We start from the raw sequence: 16,102 nt of genomic DNA, 5'->3' as shown, positions 1-16,102 counted from the left end.
CGGGATCAGGGTTCAGACCCGCCGTCACGAAGTCCAGGTTTTCCCACGCCCGCACCACCCAATTCGGCAGCATGATCCGGGATCCTGCAAGGAACGCCCGGGGATTTGCGACATCGCTCAGTCCTTGCAGCCCAGGATCACGGCGATCAGACCGGGGAACCGCGCCTCGATGTCATCGAGCCGCGCGGTGTTGCTGACCTCGGTGCTGCGTTTCTCCGAACGTACCAGCCCGGCTTCCCGCAGCACGCGGACATGGTGGGACAGCGTCGACTTGGGCAGCGCGGGTGGCGCACAGGCGATGCAACTGTCCGGTCCATGCGCGGCCAGCCGCCGGAACATCGCCCGTCGCACCGGATCGGCCAGCGCATGCAGCACCCCCGACAGCGTGATCTCCTCGCGCTTGGGATGAAGGAAAGGTCGCATGCCCCCAACCTCGTGAGAACCGGCTCCAGGTTCAATAGTTCAATCTTCTTGAACCTTTGTCCCCGTCCCCCATCTCCCGGCAACCAGCGACGATCGCGAGGGAGCCATCACATGATCGACCTGTATTACTGGCCCACGCCGAACGGCCACAAGATCACGTTGTTCCTGGAAGAAACCGGTCTCGAATACCGCATCATTCCGGTGAACATCTCCGCGGGCGAGCAGTTCCGCCCGGAATTCCTGCGCATCGCCCCCAATAACCGCATCCCCGCGATCGTGGACCAGGCCCCCGCGGGTGGCGGCGCCCCCGTCCCACTCTTCGAATCCGGGGCGATCCTGCTCTACCTCGCCGAGAAGACCGGCCAGTTGATCCCGAACGACCTGCGCGGCCGCGCCGAGACGCTGCAATGGCTGTTCTGGCAGATGGGCGGGCTGGGGCCGATGGCCGGGCAGAACCACCATTTCGTCCGCTATGCGCCGGAGCAGATCCCCTACGCCATCACCCGTTACGTCAACGAGACCAACCGGCTGTACGGCGTGCTGAACCGGCGGCTGGCCGACCGTCCCTATGTGGCCGGCGAGACCTATTCCATCGCCGACATCGCCGCCTATCCCTGGATCGTGCCGCACGCGGCGCAGCAGCAGAAGCTCGAGGATTTCCCGCATCTCGCCCGCTGGTTCGCGGCCATCGCGGACCGCCCGGCCACAAGGCGGGCCTATGCCCGGGGCGCGGAAATCAACACCGCCCCGACCGTGAACGAGCAGTCGCGCGCCATCCTGTTCGGCCAGACCGCCGGCACCACCGCCACCCCCCAGCCCCCCGCCGCGAGCTGACCCGCGGGGCGCCGGCCGATGCGCCGCTAGGGCTCCGGCCGGCCGTCCCGCTCCGGCAGCGGCGGCACGGTGGGGGCCGCCGAAATCGCCGCCTGCCCCCCCGGCGGTTCCGCGCCGCCAGGGGGGCCGCCCTGACGCTCGCGCCCCAGGGTCGCGCGCAACCCGGCCAGCTCCCGGCGCTGCTCGCGCAACTGGGCCTCGGTCTGGCCGAGCTGATCCTGCAGCTCCTGGCGCCGCTGGGTCATCGCCGCGATCTGCTCGCGCAGCGCCTGCTCCTCGCGGCGCAACGTCGCCTGAAGCTGACGGGCCGCCTCGTTGGCCTCGGCAACCTGCCGCTGCTGCGCTTCGATCTGGCGGACCCGGCTGCCGTCCGCCTCGACCGCCTGCTGCAGCTCGTTCAACTGCCTCTGCGTCGTGGCCAGGGCGCCGCGCCGGCTGGCGATGTCGGCCGCGAGCGACTCCGCCTCCGCCCGCTGCTCCCGCGCGCGCCGCTCCGCCGCCTCCGTCGCGTCGCGCAGCCCGGCCAGGCGGCGCTCGCCGGCATCGATGGCCGCGCGCAGCTCGACGTTGTGGGAGTCCAACCCTTTCTGCAGCGCGGTGGCCTGCTCGCGGCTGGCCGACACCCGGTCCAGCTCCGCCTGCACCTGCCCCAGGGCCGTGCGACGGTTGGCGAGGCCGGCCTCGGTCTCCGCCAGCGACCGGCGCGCATCCGCCAGCCGGGTCTCGGCGGCGGTCACGTTCGCCTGCAGCTCGCCCGCCCGCCCCTGCAGCGTGCCGAGCTGCCGGCGCGTCTCCTGCTCCGCCTGCCGCAACTGCGCCAGCCGCGCCTCGGTCTCCGCCACCGCGCGGTCCGCCTCGCGTGCCGCCTCCTGCTGCGCCGCCAGGCCCTGCCGGGACCGCCCCACCTCGGCGCGCAGCCCTTCCAGCTCGCGCTGCTGCTCCGCCACCTGATCGCGCAGCGTCGCCTCCTGCCGGGCGGCAAGCTGGCGCGCCCGCTGCGCCACTTCGAGCTCCCAGCGGGCACCGGCCAGCCTGCGCTCCAGTTCGGCCAGATCGCTCGCCGCGCGATGCTCCGCCGCCAGGGTGCTTTCCAGCTCGGTGACGCGCTGCTGCAGGGCGGCGGCGCGGGTCTCGGCCTCGCCGCGTTGCTCGGTGATCGTGGCGACGCGGCCGCTCTGTTCCAGGGTGTACCCGCAACCGCCGAGGGAGGCGCCCAGCGCCACCGGCAGCGCAACCACGGCCGGCTTCCGCCAGCCCGTCCTTGTCCGCATTCTTCCCCCTTCCGCAGTCCCGCAGCCGGCACGACCCGGACCATGCCGCCCGCTTTCGCCGGGCAGATCAACCGGCATTGTTCCGCGGGGTGGTGCCGGCGGATCACGTTGCGGTTTCCGCGATGCCCGTCCCCCACGCGAACCCGATGCTTGCGACCGGACGGGAACCCGGGCATGTAGTTCGCGCGACGGTGCGGTCGTGACCCGGCGGAGCCGCACATCCGACCGGGTGCCACGACCAACTGGCATTTGTTCATTGCGGCCGGCGGTTGCCTGATGCGGCATCGGGCGGGAAGCCAGGAGCAGCACAAGAGGCCAGGATGAATTTCAACCCGGACGGGGGCGCCAGGCAGGGCACAACCATGGTGCCTGCCGGTGCGGCAATCCGTTTTAGCTGGAGGAATCATCGCGGTTTCATCTATCACCCACTTCCGGGTGAAAGCCCCGACCTGATGATCAATAAACCAGCGATCAATAAATCGGCGAGCACAACTTAACGCATGCCCATGGAACTGGCGCCCCTTCTTCCCGCTGCTGACCGACCCATGCTCGCACCTCCCCAGACCGAACCCACTGCGGGCCAGCCTGCGATGCCCGGTGGCCTGCTCCAGCGCCTGCGCCGCTTCCTTCTGCCGGCGCTCGGCCTGCTGGCCTGCGGGGTCATCCTGGTCCTGCTGCAGCAGCTTTCGAGCGGGATCGACTATCATGCCACGATCACCGTCCTGCGCGGCCTGCCGCTGTCGGTGCTCGGCTGGTCGGTGCTGGCGACGGTGATCAGCTATGCGGCGCTGATCGGCCGCGACGCCACCCTGCTGCCGCTGGCCGGAACGCGGGTCGCGCCGGTGCCCTTGCTGCTGGGCGCGGCCTGCGGGTCGGCCCTCGGCAATGCCGTGGGGACCGGCGCCCTGACCGGCGGCGCCGTGCGCTACCGCGTCTATGGTTCGGTGGGCGTGCGTCCCGAGCAGATCGCACAACTGATGCTGTTGATCACCGTCAGCTTCACCGCCGGGCTGGTGGTGCTGACGGCCGTCAGCGGCGTGGTCGCCGCCCCCGCCATCGCGGCGATGCTGCATCTGCCGGAAGCCGCCGTACGCCTGCCATCGGTGGCGATCCTGGTCGCCTCCGGCATCGGGCTGCTGTTCTGCCGGGCCGGAGGACCGCCGCTCCGGATCGGACGGCTGCGCATCGCCCGCCTCAGCCGTCGCGCCGCCCTCGCCCAACTGTTCCTGGTTGGCATTGATCTGCTGGGGGCCGGCCTGGCGTTGTGGGTGCTGTTGCCGGACGGCCGCACCGGTCTGGTCGAGTTCATGGCGATCTTCACGGCGGCGATCACGCTCGGCGTCATCAGCCATGTGCCGGGCGGGCTGGGCGTGTTCGAGGCGGTGGTGGTGTTCGCCCTGCGCGACAGCGTCTCCCCCGACCAGGCCATCGCCGCGCTGCTCGCCTATCGTGCGATCTACTTCCTGCTGCCGCTGCTGCTCTCCGGCATCCTGGTCGCCGCCTTCGAGCTGCGCGCCGTCAGCGGACGGCTCGCGCCGCAGTACGGCGAACGGGTGCGGCGGGCGGTCGACCAGCTCGCGCCCCCCTTCCTGGGCGTCATCACCTTCGCCATCGGCGCCATGCTGCTGGTCTCCGGCGCCACCCCGTCCTTCCGGCAACGGCTGGACCTGCTCAGCATGGCCGCGCCGCTCTGGCTGGTGGAAGCATCCCATTTCCTGGGCAGCCTGGTGGGCGTGGTGCTGCTGTTCGTCGCCCGCGGCCTGTTCCACCGGCTGGACGGGGCGTGGTGGCTGGCCATGGTGCTGACCAGCGTCAGCCTGGTGCTCTCGCTGGCCAAGGGCCTGGCCTTCGGGGAAGCCACGCTGCTGCTTTGCCTGCTGCTCACGCTGTGGGGGGTACGTCCGCGCTTCAACCGCCCGGCGTCCCTGCTGCAGCACCCGCTGACGCCGGGCTGGCTGATGGCGATCGCCACGGTCACCATCGTCGCCGTCTGGTCGATGCTGTTCGCCTTCCGCGACACCGCCTACACCCATGACCTGTGGTGGCAGTTCGCCTTCGATGCCCGTGCCCCGCGGGCGCTGCGCGCCACCGTCGCCGCCGCCGCGTTCGCGACCGGGCTGGCGCTGTGGGTGCTGCTGCGCGGCGCCTCCGCCCGTGCCGTGCCGCCGAGCGCGCAGGATCTGCTGGACGCGGCGCAGATCATCCGCACCCAGGAGCGCAGCAGCGCCCTGCTCGCCCTGATGGGGGACAAGAGCTTTCTGTTCTCGGCCTCCCGGCGCGCCTTCCTGATGTATGCCTGCCGCGGACGCAGTTGGATCGCGCTCTATGATCCGGTGGGCCCGCGCGAGGAATGGGCGGAGCTGATCTGGCGCTTCGTCGAGCTGGCGGATTCCCAGGACGGCCGCGTCGCCTTCTACCAGGTGCGGCCGGAGAACCTGCCGCTTTACCTCGATGCCGGGCTGCGGCTGATCAAGCTGGGCGAGGAAGCGGTGATCCGGCTGGACGATTTCACCCTGCAAGGCGGGCAGCGCAGCCACCTGCGCTATGCGCTGCGGCGCGGCGAGCGTGACGGGCTGACCTTCGAGCTGGTCCCCGAAGCGGCGGTGCCGGAAATCGCCCCCATGCTCGCGCGCATTTCCGATGCCTGGCTGAAGACGCAGCAGACCCGCGAGAAAGGCTTCTCGGTGGCGGCGTTCGGGCCGGCCTACCTGGCCGCGCAATCGGTGGCGCTGGTGCGCCAGCACGGCGCCCCGGTCGCCTTCGTCACCGTGATGGCGACCGGGCACGGCGGCGAGGCCACCATCGGCATCATGCGCCACACGCCCGACGCATCGGCCTACGCAATGGAATTCCTGTTCACCCGGCTGGCGCTGCACCTGAAGGAACACGGGTTCCACGCGCTGAGCCTGGGCATGGCTCCGCTCGCAGGGCTGGCGCCGACGCCGCTCGCCTCGTCCTGGCATCACCTTGCCAGCCTGCTGTGGCAGCACGGCGGCCGGCTGTATAATTTCCAGGGATTGCGGGCCTTCAAGAACAAGTTCGCGCCGAGCTGGGAGCCGCGCTATCTCGCCGCCTCCGGCACCATCGGCCCCTATCTGGCGCTGGCTGACGTCACCATGCTGACCGGCGCGGGCCGGCCATGAAACCCGCCCCCCTGCTGCTCGCCCTGCTCGGCTGGCTGATGCTGGCCGCGCCGGCCCGGGCGCTGGATGGCGGCCGCTACGGCGAGGTGCGGCTGCAGCAGCCCACGGGCGAGGTGCGCGGCCTGGTCGTGCTGTTCTCCGATGCGGGTGGCTGGGAAGCCGCCGACGACGCCACCGCGCAGGCCCTGGCAGCGGCCGGCGCCATCGTGGTCGGGGTGGACACGCCCCGCTATCTCCGCCGCCTCGACCAGACCCGGGACGCGTGCGACGACGACGCCTTCAACGACGCCGAAAGCCTGAGCCACCAATTGCAGCGCCAGCACGGCGCCGGGGTGTACCTGGCGCCGATCCTCGCCGGCACCGGCATCGGCGGGACGCTCGCCCGGGTGGCGCTGGCCCAGGCCCCGGCCAACACGATCGCCGGGGCCGTGATGCTGCGGCCGGCCGCGATCATCCCCGGCACGCGGCCACTCTGCGCCGAGCCGCCGGCCACCGCCGCGGACGGAGGCTTCGCCTATCCTGCCGCGAAGACCCCGCCCGGCTTCCTCGCCGAGGCGAAGGAGGATCGGGCCACGGGCGACGGCGCGCGCACGGCACTGGTCACGGCGATCACCCCGCATCTCGGCGCGACCGTGCCGAATGCCGGCAACGTGTCCTCCCTGCCGCTGGTGGAAGTTCCGGCGGCACAGCCCTCCGGCCTGATGGCGATCGTGCTGTCCGGCGACGGCGGCTGGCGCGACCTCGACAAGACCATCGCCGAGCGGCTCGGCCAACGCGGTATCCCCGTCGTGGGCTGGGACTGCCTGCGCTATTTCTGGAGCCGCAAGACACCGGCGCAGACGGCGGCGGACCTCGCGGCGGTGATCGCCACCTACAAGGCACGCTTCCAGGCGCGTCACGTCGCCCTCATCGGCTATTCCTTCGGCGCCGACGTGCTGCCTTTCGCCTTCAACCGCCTGTCCCCCCAACTGCGCGAGTCGGTGGCATTGATCACGCTGCTCGGCTTCTCGAAGGCCGCCGAGTTCGAGATCCGGGTCGCCGGCTGGCTGGGCAGCGCACCGAGCGCCGCGGCGCTGCCGACCACGCCGGAAATCGACCGGGTGCCGGGCAGCCTGATCCAGTGCGTCCACGGGGAGAAGGAAACCGATTCCGCCTGCCCGGCCCTGGCGGCCCGCGGCGCCGAGGTGATCCGCACCCGCGGCGGGCACCATTTCGGGGGCGATTACGTGGCGCTGGCGACACGGATCGAGGAAGGCCTGCGGCGGCGCGTTGCGCCATAATCCCATAAGCGCTGCGCGGCACAGAGTCATGGGATCCAAGGGCGAAGCCCTGGTCGGGTGCGGGGTGAACCCCCGCCCAAACGCCTATATCGTTGCATTTCCTTACGAATCCGCACCCGGAAGGGGCTGGCAGCAAACACCCCGAAGGGGGTGAAATGGCCTGCTGCTGATGACGGAGGGATCCATGCCCCTGCGGATCGAGGACTACGCCCTGATCGGCGACGGAGAGACCGCGGCGCTGGTCGGCCGTGACGGTTCGATCGACTGGCTCTGCCTGCCGCGCTTCGACAGCGCCGCCATGTTCGCGGCCCTGCTCGGCACGCCCGGGCACGGGCGCTGGAGCATCGTCCCGGACGGCGTGATCCGCCACACCACACGTCGCTACCGGGGAGATTCGCTGGTTCTCGAAACGGATTTCGAGACGGAAGACGGGGTGGTGACGCTGCGGGACTGCATGCCGCTGCGTGACGGCCATGCCGACCTGGTACGCCTGGTGATCGGCCGGCGCGGCCAGGTGCGGATGAGCATGGACCTCATGCTGCGCTTCGGCTACGGCCGGCTGATCCCCTGGACCTACCGCGCCCCGGACGGTGCCCTGCTGGGGGTCTGCGGCCCCGACCAGGTGGCCCTGCGCACGCCGGTGGAGCTGCAGGGCGATGGCCGGCGCATCACCGCCGGCTTCACGGTCTCGGCGAAGCAGCGGATCCCGTTCCACCTGGTCTGGACGCCGTCGCATCTGCCCCCCGGCCCGATGGTGGACGTCGAGGCGGCGATCGCCAGTACCGAGCTGTTCTGGCGCGACTGGATCGCCGGCTGCCGGATCGATGGCAGCCCGCGCCCCGATCTGGTGTGCCGGTCCCTGATCACGCTGAAGGCGCTGACCTATGCGCCGACCGGCGGCATCGCCGCCGCCGCCACCACCTCCCTGCCCGAGACCCTCGGCGGCTCGCGCAACTGGGACTACCGCTTCTGCTGGCTGCGCGACGCCGCGCTGACGCTGCATGCCCTGGCAGGCGCCGGCCACCTGGGCGAGGCGGATGCCTGGCGGCGCTGGCTGCTGCGGGCGGTCGCGGGCAGCGTCACCCAGGTGCGGGCGCTCTATGGCCTGGCCGGCGAGCACCATACCCCGGAGATGATCCTGCCCTGGCTGCCGGGCTACGAGGGCTCAGCGCCGGTGCGCATCGGCAACGCCGCCGGCGAGCAATTGCAGCTCGACGTCGCCGGCGAGGTGATCGACGCCTTCTACGTCGCCCGGCGGATGGGCCTGCCGCCTTTGGCCGAGGGCTGGACAATGGCCAGCGCCGTGCTGGAACGACTGGAACGGATCTGGCGGGAACCGGACGAGGGCATCTGGGAAGTGCGCGGGCCGCGGCGCCATTTCGTGCATTCCAAGGTGATGGTCTGGGTTGCCTTCGACCGCGCCGTGCGGGCGGTGGAGGAATTCGGCGCCGATGGTCCGGTCGCGCGCTGGCGGGCGGCGCGCGACGAGGTGTTCGCCGAGGTCTGCGCGCGCGGCTACGACCCGCAGCTCGGCAGCTTCGTGCAGTCCTACGGATCGCAGGCCCTGGATGCGAGCCTGCTGCTGTTGCCCCTGGTCGGCTTCCTGCCGGCGGACGACCCGCGCATCCGCGGCACCGTCGCCGCCATCGAACGGCGGCTGATGGTGGGGGACGGGCTCGTGCTGCGCTACCTGCCCGACGCCACGGTCGAAGGACTGACGCCGACCGATGAAGGGGCTTTCCTGGCCTGCACGGCGTGGCTCGGCCAGGTCTACGCGCTGCAGGGGCGCCGGGCGGAGGCGCTGGCCGTGCTCGACCGGCTGGCCGCCATCGCCAATGACGTCGGGCTGCTGGCGGAAGAATACGACCCCGTCCTGAAACGCCAGGTCGGCAATTTTCCCCAGGCGTTTTCCCACCTCGCTTTGGTCGGCCTCTCGCTGGCGCTGCGGGACGCTTCGCCGCCACATCCCTGACACCGGGAAAACATCACGGACTGTAGCGAGGTCGAGGGGCAGGGCCACCCCCTGCCCTTCGGCATTCGCATCGATACGGGATAATTGATTCACATCAATGCCGGGTTATGATACCGGTTTCATACTCTCCCGCATACCGTCGCCGATCTTGGTTCCGGCACGCAGACGCACTGCGCTGACAGCGGGAAAAGGCATTCATGTTTGCACTGACTGGTAAGATTGCTGTCGTTACCGGTTGCGATACCGGTCTCGGGCAGGGGATGGCGCTCGGGCTGGCGCAGGCCGGCTGCGACATCGTGGGCATCAATGTCGTGCCCGCCGCCGAAACCGCCACGCTGGTCGCCACGACCGGGCGGCGCTTCCACGACCTGCGGGCGGATCTGCGCACCGCCTCGGCCGCGGACGTGATGGCACAGGCGGTCGCGGTGTTCGGCGGCATCGACATCCTGGTCAACAACGCCGGCATCATCCGCCGCGCCGACGCGATCGAATTCAGCGAGAAGGACTGGGACGACGTCGTCGACCTGAACCTGAAGGCGGTGTTCTTCATGTCGCAGGCGGCCGCGCGGCAGTTCATCAGCCAGGGTCGCGGCGGGCGCATCATCAACATCGCCTCGATGCTGTCCTTCCAGGGCGGCATCCGCGTGCCGTCCTATACCGCTTCGAAAAGCGGCGTGATGGGTCTGACCAAGCTGATGGCGAACGAATGGTCGCAGCACGGCATCACCGTGAACGCGATCGCGCCCGGCTACATGGCCACCAACAACACCGCGCCGCTGCGCGCCGATCCCGTGCGCAGCAAGGAAATCCTCGACCGCATCCCGGCCGCGCGCTGGGGCCTGCCGGCGGACCTGGCCGGGCCGGTGGTGTTCCTGGCCTCCGAAGCCTCGGCCTATGTCACCGGCCATACCCTGGCCGTCGACGGCGGCTGGCTCGCGCGTTAAGGCCGGCGCGCGGGGGCATGCCCTACACCATGTGCACGTAACGGCCCGGCGCCGCGTCGAGCGGCACCAGCCCCTGGGCAGGTGCCCCCATCGCCGGCGGCGCCACCCGCGTCTCCGATCCGGCCGCCACCAGCCAGCGTTCCCAGGCCGGCCACCACGAGCCGTCATGGTGTGGTGCCAGCGCGGCCCAGGTATCGGGATCGATGTACTGCTCGTTTTCCGGACGGGTCAGCATCTGGAAGCTCCCTTTCGGCGAGTCCGGCGGACAGACGATGCCGACATTGTGCCCGCCGCTGGCCAGCGCGAAGGTGATGTCGGTATCGGCGAACAGGCTGACCTTGTAGACGGACCGCCACGGCGCGATGTGATCGCGCGCGGTGCCGACGGCGAAGATCGGCACGCGCACGTCCCGCATGACGATGACCCGCCCATCCACGGCGAAGCGCCCCGCCGACAGCCGGTTCTCGAGGAACAACCCGCGCAGGTACTCGCTGTGCATGCGTGCGGGCATGCGGGTCTGGTCGCTGTTCCAGGCGGCGAGATCGGCCATCGGCTCGCGCTCGCCGAGCACATAGGTGCGGACCAGCCGCGACCACACCAGCTCGTTGGAGCGCAGCGCCTGGAAGGCGCCGGCCATCTGCCGCGTGTCCAGGTAGCCCTGCGCCCACATCAGGTCGTCGAGATAGTCGATCTGCCGTTCATCGAGGAACAGCATCAGCTCGCCCGCCTCGGCGAAGTCGGTCTGCGCCGCGAGCAGCGTGAGGCTGGCCAGGCGCTCGTCATGGTCGCGCGCCATGGTCGCCGCGGCGATCATGGCGATGGTGCCGCCGATGCAGTAGCCGCAGAGATGGACCTTGCGGCCGGGCAGCACCGCAGCGATCGCATCCATGGCCGCCATGACGCCCTTGCGGCGGTAGTCGTCCAGGCCGACGTCGCGGTCATCTGCCCCGGGATTTTTCCAGGAAATGATGAACACGACATGGCCCTGCGCCACCAGCCAACGGACCAGGGAATTGTCGGGGCTGAGATCGAGCACGTAGAACTTCATGATCCAGGCTGGCACGATCAGGATCGGCTCGGCGCACACCGCGTCGGTGGCGGGTGCGTACTGGATCAGCTCCATCAGGTCGTTGCGGTAGATCACCCGGCCCGGCGTGACCGCGACGTCGCGCCCCGGCAGGAACGCCTCCGTGCCCACGGGGGGCCGGTCGGTCAGCAGGCGCTCCATGTCCTCCAGCCAGTTGTGCCCGCCGCGCAGCAGGTTGAAGCCGCCCTCGCGCGCGGCGCGGGCGATCACCACCGGATTGATCCAGGGGATGTTGCCCGGGGCGAACATGTCGCAGAGCTGGCGCAGCATGAAGGTCACTTCCTGCTCGTGGCGGCTGGTCATGCCCGGCACGCGATGCGCGGTTTCCAGCCACCAGGCCTCGCTCAGCAGATAGGACTGGACCACGGCATTGAACGGCCATTGCTTCCAGGCCGGGTCGGCGAAGCGCGAATCATGCGCGTCCGGCGCGACCAGGGGCTCGACCGGCCCCAGGGCGGCATGGGCCAGCCACATGCCATGGCGCAGCATCGCCTGGCTCGCGCGCGCGGACAAGGCGAGTTGCTTGCCGGGGGCCGACGCGAGATGGACGATCCAGTCCATCCAGGCACTGGCCACCGCCGTGGGCGAAATGCCCTGGGTCATCCGGGCCTGGATGGCCCGAACCATCCGGTCGAAGATATCCAGGCCCGGCAGCCCGGCCCGATCGGCCACGGCGGCGCGCGGCGGCATCCTGCGGGCGGGGGGCATCGGTGGGTGCCCGGCCGGCGGCGTTGCGACCAGGCGGCCGGATACGGGGGACCCGGACAGACCAGGCGCGGGCCTGATCGCGGGCCGGCCGGGAGCGGTCGTCATGGCAGTTGCATCCCTCTCAAGCTCATGTGAGCGGCAAGGGAGGCGGTTGCGGACACACCGATCGCGGCGCCAGGACCTTGCCGGTCATGCCGTGCAAAGCTGCAACCAATGGGAAAGCCCGGCCATAACGCAGATCAGTGCCGGCCGCGCGCACGGCGCCACGCAGGGCCGCGGGGCGGCCGGACCATCGCAGCCTTGATCCCGCCGGCGCCGCTGCCTAAGCAGGTCGGCGCTGCCTGTCACCTGCACAAGGATGGACGGATCGTGCCAGCGCCAGCCTGCTTCAGTCCCGGCCGATGCCTGCCCCCCGAGGGACACGCCTAGGGTGCGACCGATGCGACGACGCGGTCTGCGGGCGTTGGCATGGCTGGCCGCGCTGGCCGTGTTCGCGGCACCATCGGCCGGCCGGGCGGCGGGGGCAGCGGATGCCGCCCAGGCCGCCCTCTGCACCACCGCCGTGCAGGCGGCCGAGGCCCGGCACGACCTGCCGCGCGGCCTGCTCGGCACCATCGCCAAGGTCGAGAGCGGACGGCCGGTCACGGCCATGAACGACATCCGTCCCTGGCCCTGGACGATCAATGCCGAAGGGACCGGCCTGTTCTTCGACAGCCGGGCCGCCGCCGTGGCCTGGGCCGAACAGGCGCTGGCACGCGGCGTGCGATCCCTGGATGTCGGCTGCATGCAGGTGAACCTGCAGGCCCATCCGGACGCCTTTCGCTCGCTCGACGAAGCCTTCGACCCGCAGACCAATGCCACCTACGCGGCACGCTTCCTCCGCCGGCTTGCCACGGAGGCGCAGGGCGACTGGAACATCGCCGCCGGGCTGTATCATTCGCACACGCCCGAGCTGGCGGCGAGCTATCGCGACCGCGTCGCCGCGATGGGCGCGGGCATCATCTCCGGCATCGGCGGGCCGGAGCCGCTGTACCAGCGCGCGCTGCGCCAGGGCACGCTGCGCCTCGCGCTTGCCGGTGGCGGCGTGCTGGTCGTCAACACCACCCGCCAGCCCCGCGCCCGCCCGCAACGGCGCCGCTCGGCCTGCGAGGTCGCGGCGGTGCTGGCACCGCTGCTGCACACGCCGCCGCGCCCGCAATCCTGTCGCGTCGCCGCGCGTTGAGGCGGGGCAGCCGCCATCCTGATCAGGGTTAATGAAGACACCGCCCGCCGGCTGCAGACTCACGGCCACGAAATTCCGGGCATTTGCCGTGGAATTCAACAAACGGGAGGGCAAGATGGCCGAAACCACCCCTGTCACCGGCACCACACCACCGCGACCCACGCCACCGGATTCCTGGCGCTACCTGCGTGAGGAAATGGACCGGCTGTTCGACCGGGTCGCCACGGGCTTCAGCGCCCCGTTGCGGGCCTTCGACCTGCCGACCGCCTTCCGCGCCGGCCCCTGGTTCGGCACGCCGATACCGGCCGTGGACATCACCGAGGACGAAGGCTCCTACCGCATCATCGCCGAGATCCCCGGGCTTGGCCCCGATGACGTCGCCGTCACCGTCTCCGGCAATCTGCTGACGATCCGTGGCGAGAAGCAGGAGGCCAGGGAGCAGAAGGAAAATGGCTATCACCTGAACGAACGGCGCTTCGGCAGCTTCGAGCGCAGCTTCACCCTGCCCGAGGGCGTTGACCGCGACCGCATTGGCGCCGAATTCGCCAAGGGCGTGCTCACCCTGACCTTGCCGAAATCGGCCGATGGCAGGGCGGAGCAGCGGAAAATCGAGGTGAAGGCAGCGCCCTGAGCGCACCGGGGAGCATCCACGGGCGGTGATGCGGCCGACGGAGGACCTGTCGTGCTGTTCGAGGATCGCACCGAGGCCGGGCGCCTGCTGGCCGGGCGCCTGCTGGACCTGAAGCCGGATCGTCCCGTCGTGCTGGCGCTGCCGCGCGGCGGCGTGCCGGTCGGGTACGAGATCGCGCGGGCCCTCGACGCCCCGCTCGATCTCGTGCTGGTGCGCAAGATCGGCGTGCCGTTCCAGCCCGAACTGGCGCTCGGCGCCGTGGCCGAGGGCGAGCGGCCCGAGCAGGTGGTCGATGCCGGGCTGCAGGCCCTGCTGCACATCGACGCGGCGGAACTGGCGGGACTGCGCGCGCGGGAACTGGCGGAGATGGAACGACGACGCTGCGCCTATCTCGCCGGGCGTGTGCAGGCCGATCTCCTCGGGCGCCCGGCCATCGTGGTGGATGACGGGATCGCCACCGGCGCCACCATGCGAGTGGCGCTGCGCGCGGTGCGCCGCCGCCGGCCGGCCCGGCTGGTCCTGGCGGTGCCGGTCGCCCCCGCCGCGACCATCGCCGAGCTGCGCGAGGAAGCCGACCTGGTCGTCTGCCTGGCCACCCCCGGGGATTTCCGCTCGGTCGGGCAGTTCTATCGCCACTTCCCGCAATTGCGCGACGAGGAAGTCATCGCGATCCTGGACGAGGCCCGGCGCTGATCGCGCGCCGCGCCCCCGCCCCGGGTCAGGTTGCCGGATGGGTGTGCAGGTGCTCGTGGGGGTGGTCGTGCCCGTCCTCGGTGCGGATATGGGTCCGCACCACCTCCACCGGGACCAGGTGCAGGTTGCCGTGCCGGACGCCGGTTTCCGCCATGGTGTCCTCGGCGAAATGCCGCAGCGCCGCCGTCATCCCCTTGAGGATCGCCACCTCCAGACAGTTGTCGTGATCGAGATGCACATGCAGGGTGGAGAGCACCAGATCATGATGCGCGTGCTGGGTTTCAGTGAGCCGGCGCGACAATTCCCGCTGATGGTGGTTGTAGATGTAGGACAGGCATGCGACCGCGTGCTCGGCGCGGTTCTCCGCCACCCGGTCGCGCTCGAGCAGATGGCGCAGCAGGTCGCGTATCGCTTCGGAACGGTTCTCGTAGCCCTTGCGCCGGATATGGGCGTCGAACGCCTCCAGAAGCGGCCGCTCCAGTGAAATGGTGATCCGCTCCATGCGCCGCATCTCCTTCGTGATCGCAGAGGCGGGGACCATAGCCGGCGGAACGGGATGACAGAACCACCCGGCGGCAGCGCATCGTCCCCCTGCCGCATCAATGGGATACGCCACCGTTTCCGCGTTGACAGCGCCCGGACAGGTGCCTAGCGTTGATCATACGAATTTGGATATTTTCCTACCGTTCGGCTGTCGGTACCGCCGGCCCCCTGCAGCGCAGCGCGTCAGCGCCCCTGCAGCCGTTTCGCCCCGATACCCGCGATCGGCGATCCTGGAGTGCCGGCTGATGCATATCCCCGACGGCTACCTGAGCCCGGCCAGTTGTGCCGTGGCCTATGCGGTCGCCATCCCGTTCTGGTCCGTCGCCCTGCGGCGCGTCGAGCGGCTGCTGCACACCCGCGCGGTGCCGCTGCTGGCCGTGGTCTCGGCTTTTTCCTTCGTCATCATGATGTTCAACCTGCCCTTGCCCGGGGGCACGACGGGCCATGCCGTGGGCATCGCCATCGCCACGATCCTGCTCGGGCCATGGGCGTCCATGGTGTCGATCTCGATCGCCCTGCTGATCCAGGCCGTGTTCTTCGGCGATGGCGGCATCACCACCTTCGGCGCCAATTGCCTGAACATGGCGATCGTCGGCTCGCTGGTGGCGCATGCGACCTATGGGCTGCTGGCCGGGAAAGCGGCGATCGACAGCCCGCGCCGCGTGCTGGCCGCGGGGCTCGCCGGCTATCTCGCCATCAACGCCGCGGCCCTGCTGACCGCCCTGGAATTCGGCGTGCAGCCGATGCTGTTCCACGACGCCACCGGCGCGCCGCTCTACGCCCCCTACCCGCTGTCGATCGCGGTTCCGGCCATGATGATCGGCCATCTGACCATCGCCGGCCTGGCCGAGCTGGTGATCAGCGCCGGCCTGGTGGCCTGGCTGCAGCGGACCCATCCGGAGCTGCTGGCCCGCCCGGGGCATGATGATGCGGCGGAACGGCGGCCGGTCGCGGCGGCGAGCGGCTGGCGGGCGACGCGCCGGCTGTGGATCGGCCTCGCCGCGCTGATGGTGGCGAGCCCGCTCGGGTTGCTGGCCGCCGGCATCGCCTGGGGCGAATGGGGCGTGGAGGATTTCAGCGACCCCGTCCTCCGCGAGCAGATCCTGCACGCCTCCGGCAACGTCGCCCCGCCCGAGGCCGTGCCGCAGGGACTGGAACGACTGGCCTCGCTGTGGGCGGCGCCGCTGCCCGATTACGCGCCCGGTTTCCTCGCCAACGCGCAGCTCGGTTACATCGTCTCGGCGGCGACCGGTGCCCTGCTGATCCTGCTGGCCTTCGGGCTGATGGCAATGCTGCGCGCCCGCCGGGCCACGCCGCAGCCGGACGCCAACTGAGCGACGGCCCCGCCCGC

Annotated in this window: 14 protein-coding genes; 10 read left to right on the top strand and 4 right to left on the bottom strand. The window is 70.6% G+C overall.

Going from position 1 to position 16,102, the window contains the following annotated elements; translation table 11 throughout:
- Positions 1-117: 117 nt before the first annotated feature.
- Positions 118-423 (bottom strand): ArsR/SmtB family transcription factor, encoded by a 306-nt coding sequence (locus tag NBY65_RS11680; RefSeq protein WP_150040072.1) that lies wholly within the window; start codon positions 421-423, stop codon positions 118-120.
- A gap of 111 nt (positions 424-534) precedes the next feature.
- On the opposite strand from NBY65_RS11680, the gene NBY65_RS11675 reads away from it, so the two are divergent.
- On the top strand, positions 535-1,257 hold the full coding sequence (locus NBY65_RS11675; protein ID WP_150040073.1) for a glutathione binding-like protein: 723 nt from the start codon (positions 535-537) through the stop codon (positions 1,255-1,257).
- Positions 1,258-1,283: 26 nt separating this feature from the next.
- Here NBY65_RS11675 and NBY65_RS11670 read toward each other — a convergent pair whose 3' ends face one another.
- Entirely contained in the window at positions 1,284-2,528 is a 1,245-nt protein-coding gene (locus tag NBY65_RS11670; protein ID WP_250265664.1) for a coiled-coil domain-containing protein, read from the bottom strand.
- Positions 2,529-2,848: 320 nt separating this feature from the next.
- Between NBY65_RS11670 and NBY65_RS11665 the strand changes: the two genes are divergently transcribed.
- The 5 genes from NBY65_RS11665 to kduD all read left to right on the top strand — a co-directional run bounded on the left by NBY65_RS11665 (position 2,849) and on the right by kduD (position 9,867).
- The gene (locus NBY65_RS11665; protein WP_162530476.1) at positions 2,849-3,025 is read left to right on the top strand and encodes a hypothetical protein; all 177 of its coding nucleotides are present in this window, start codon (positions 2,849-2,851) and stop codon (positions 3,023-3,025) included.
- Positions 3,026-3,073: 48 nt separating this feature from the next.
- Complete coding sequence (mprF, locus tag NBY65_RS11660; protein WP_203330423.1) at positions 3,074-5,671, top strand: bifunctional lysylphosphatidylglycerol flippase/synthetase MprF; 2,598 nt, start codon at positions 3,074-3,076, stop codon at positions 5,669-5,671.
- Positions 5,668-6,951, top strand: a complete 1,284-nt coding sequence (locus NBY65_RS11655; protein WP_150040075.1) for a virulence factor family protein — start codon at positions 5,668-5,670, stop codon at positions 6,949-6,951. Before mprF ends, NBY65_RS11655 begins: the two co-directional genes overlap by 4 nt.
- A 184-nt stretch (positions 6,952-7,135) precedes the next feature.
- Entirely contained in the window at positions 7,136-8,923 is a 1,788-nt protein-coding gene (locus tag NBY65_RS11650) for a glycoside hydrolase family 15 protein (RefSeq protein ID WP_150040076.1), read from the top strand.
- A 197-nt stretch (positions 8,924-9,120) separates the two neighbouring features.
- A complete protein-coding gene (kduD, locus tag NBY65_RS11645) occupies positions 9,121-9,867 on the top strand; it encodes a 2-dehydro-3-deoxy-D-gluconate 5-dehydrogenase KduD (protein ID WP_150040077.1) in 747 nt (248 codons plus the stop codon).
- Positions 9,868-9,889: 22 nt separating this feature from the next.
- On the opposite strand, the gene NBY65_RS11640 is transcribed toward kduD, so the two are convergent.
- Positions 9,890-11,662: a PHA/PHB synthase family protein gene (locus NBY65_RS11640; protein WP_239002729.1), complete on the bottom strand. Its 1,773-nt coding sequence runs from the start codon at positions 11,660-11,662 to the stop codon at positions 9,890-9,892.
- Between the two features lie 439 nt (positions 11,663-12,101).
- Between NBY65_RS11640 and NBY65_RS11635 the strand changes: the two genes are divergently transcribed.
- From NBY65_RS11635 to NBY65_RS11625, 3 genes are all read left to right on the top strand, one after another.
- A complete protein-coding gene (locus tag NBY65_RS11635) occupies positions 12,102-12,884 on the top strand; it encodes a transglycosylase SLT domain-containing protein (protein ID WP_162530477.1) in 783 nt (260 codons plus the stop codon).
- 115 nt (positions 12,885-12,999) lie between these two features.
- Positions 13,000-13,515, top strand: coding sequence for an Hsp20/alpha crystallin family protein (locus tag NBY65_RS11630; RefSeq protein ID WP_162530478.1), 516 nt, complete (start codon positions 13,000-13,002; stop codon positions 13,513-13,515).
- Between the two features lie 51 nt (positions 13,516-13,566).
- Positions 13,567-14,208 carry a phosphoribosyltransferase gene (locus tag NBY65_RS11625; RefSeq protein ID WP_150040080.1) on the top strand — a complete coding sequence of 214 codons (642 nt, stop codon included), beginning with the start codon at positions 13,567-13,569 and terminating at the stop codon, positions 14,206-14,208.
- A gap of 25 nt (positions 14,209-14,233) precedes the next feature.
- Here NBY65_RS11625 and nikR read toward each other — a convergent pair whose 3' ends face one another.
- Positions 14,234-14,710, bottom strand: a complete 477-nt coding sequence (nikR, locus tag NBY65_RS11620; RefSeq protein ID WP_150040081.1) for a nickel-responsive transcriptional regulator NikR — start codon at positions 14,708-14,710, stop codon at positions 14,234-14,236.
- 286 nt (positions 14,711-14,996) lie between these two features.
- Here nikR and cbiM point away from each other — a divergent pair, with 286 nt between their 5' ends.
- Positions 14,997-16,085, top strand: coding sequence for a cobalt transporter CbiM (cbiM, locus tag NBY65_RS11615; protein WP_150040082.1), 1,089 nt, complete (start codon positions 14,997-14,999; stop codon positions 16,083-16,085).
- Positions 16,086-16,102: the final 17 nt, after the last annotated feature.

Origin of the sequence: Rhodovastum atsumiense (assembly GCF_937425535.1) — a bacterium.
GTDB lineage: Bacteria > Pseudomonadota > Alphaproteobacteria > Acetobacterales > Acetobacteraceae > Rhodovastum > Rhodovastum atsumiense.
This window is presented reverse-complemented; position numbering and strand designations above follow the sequence as displayed.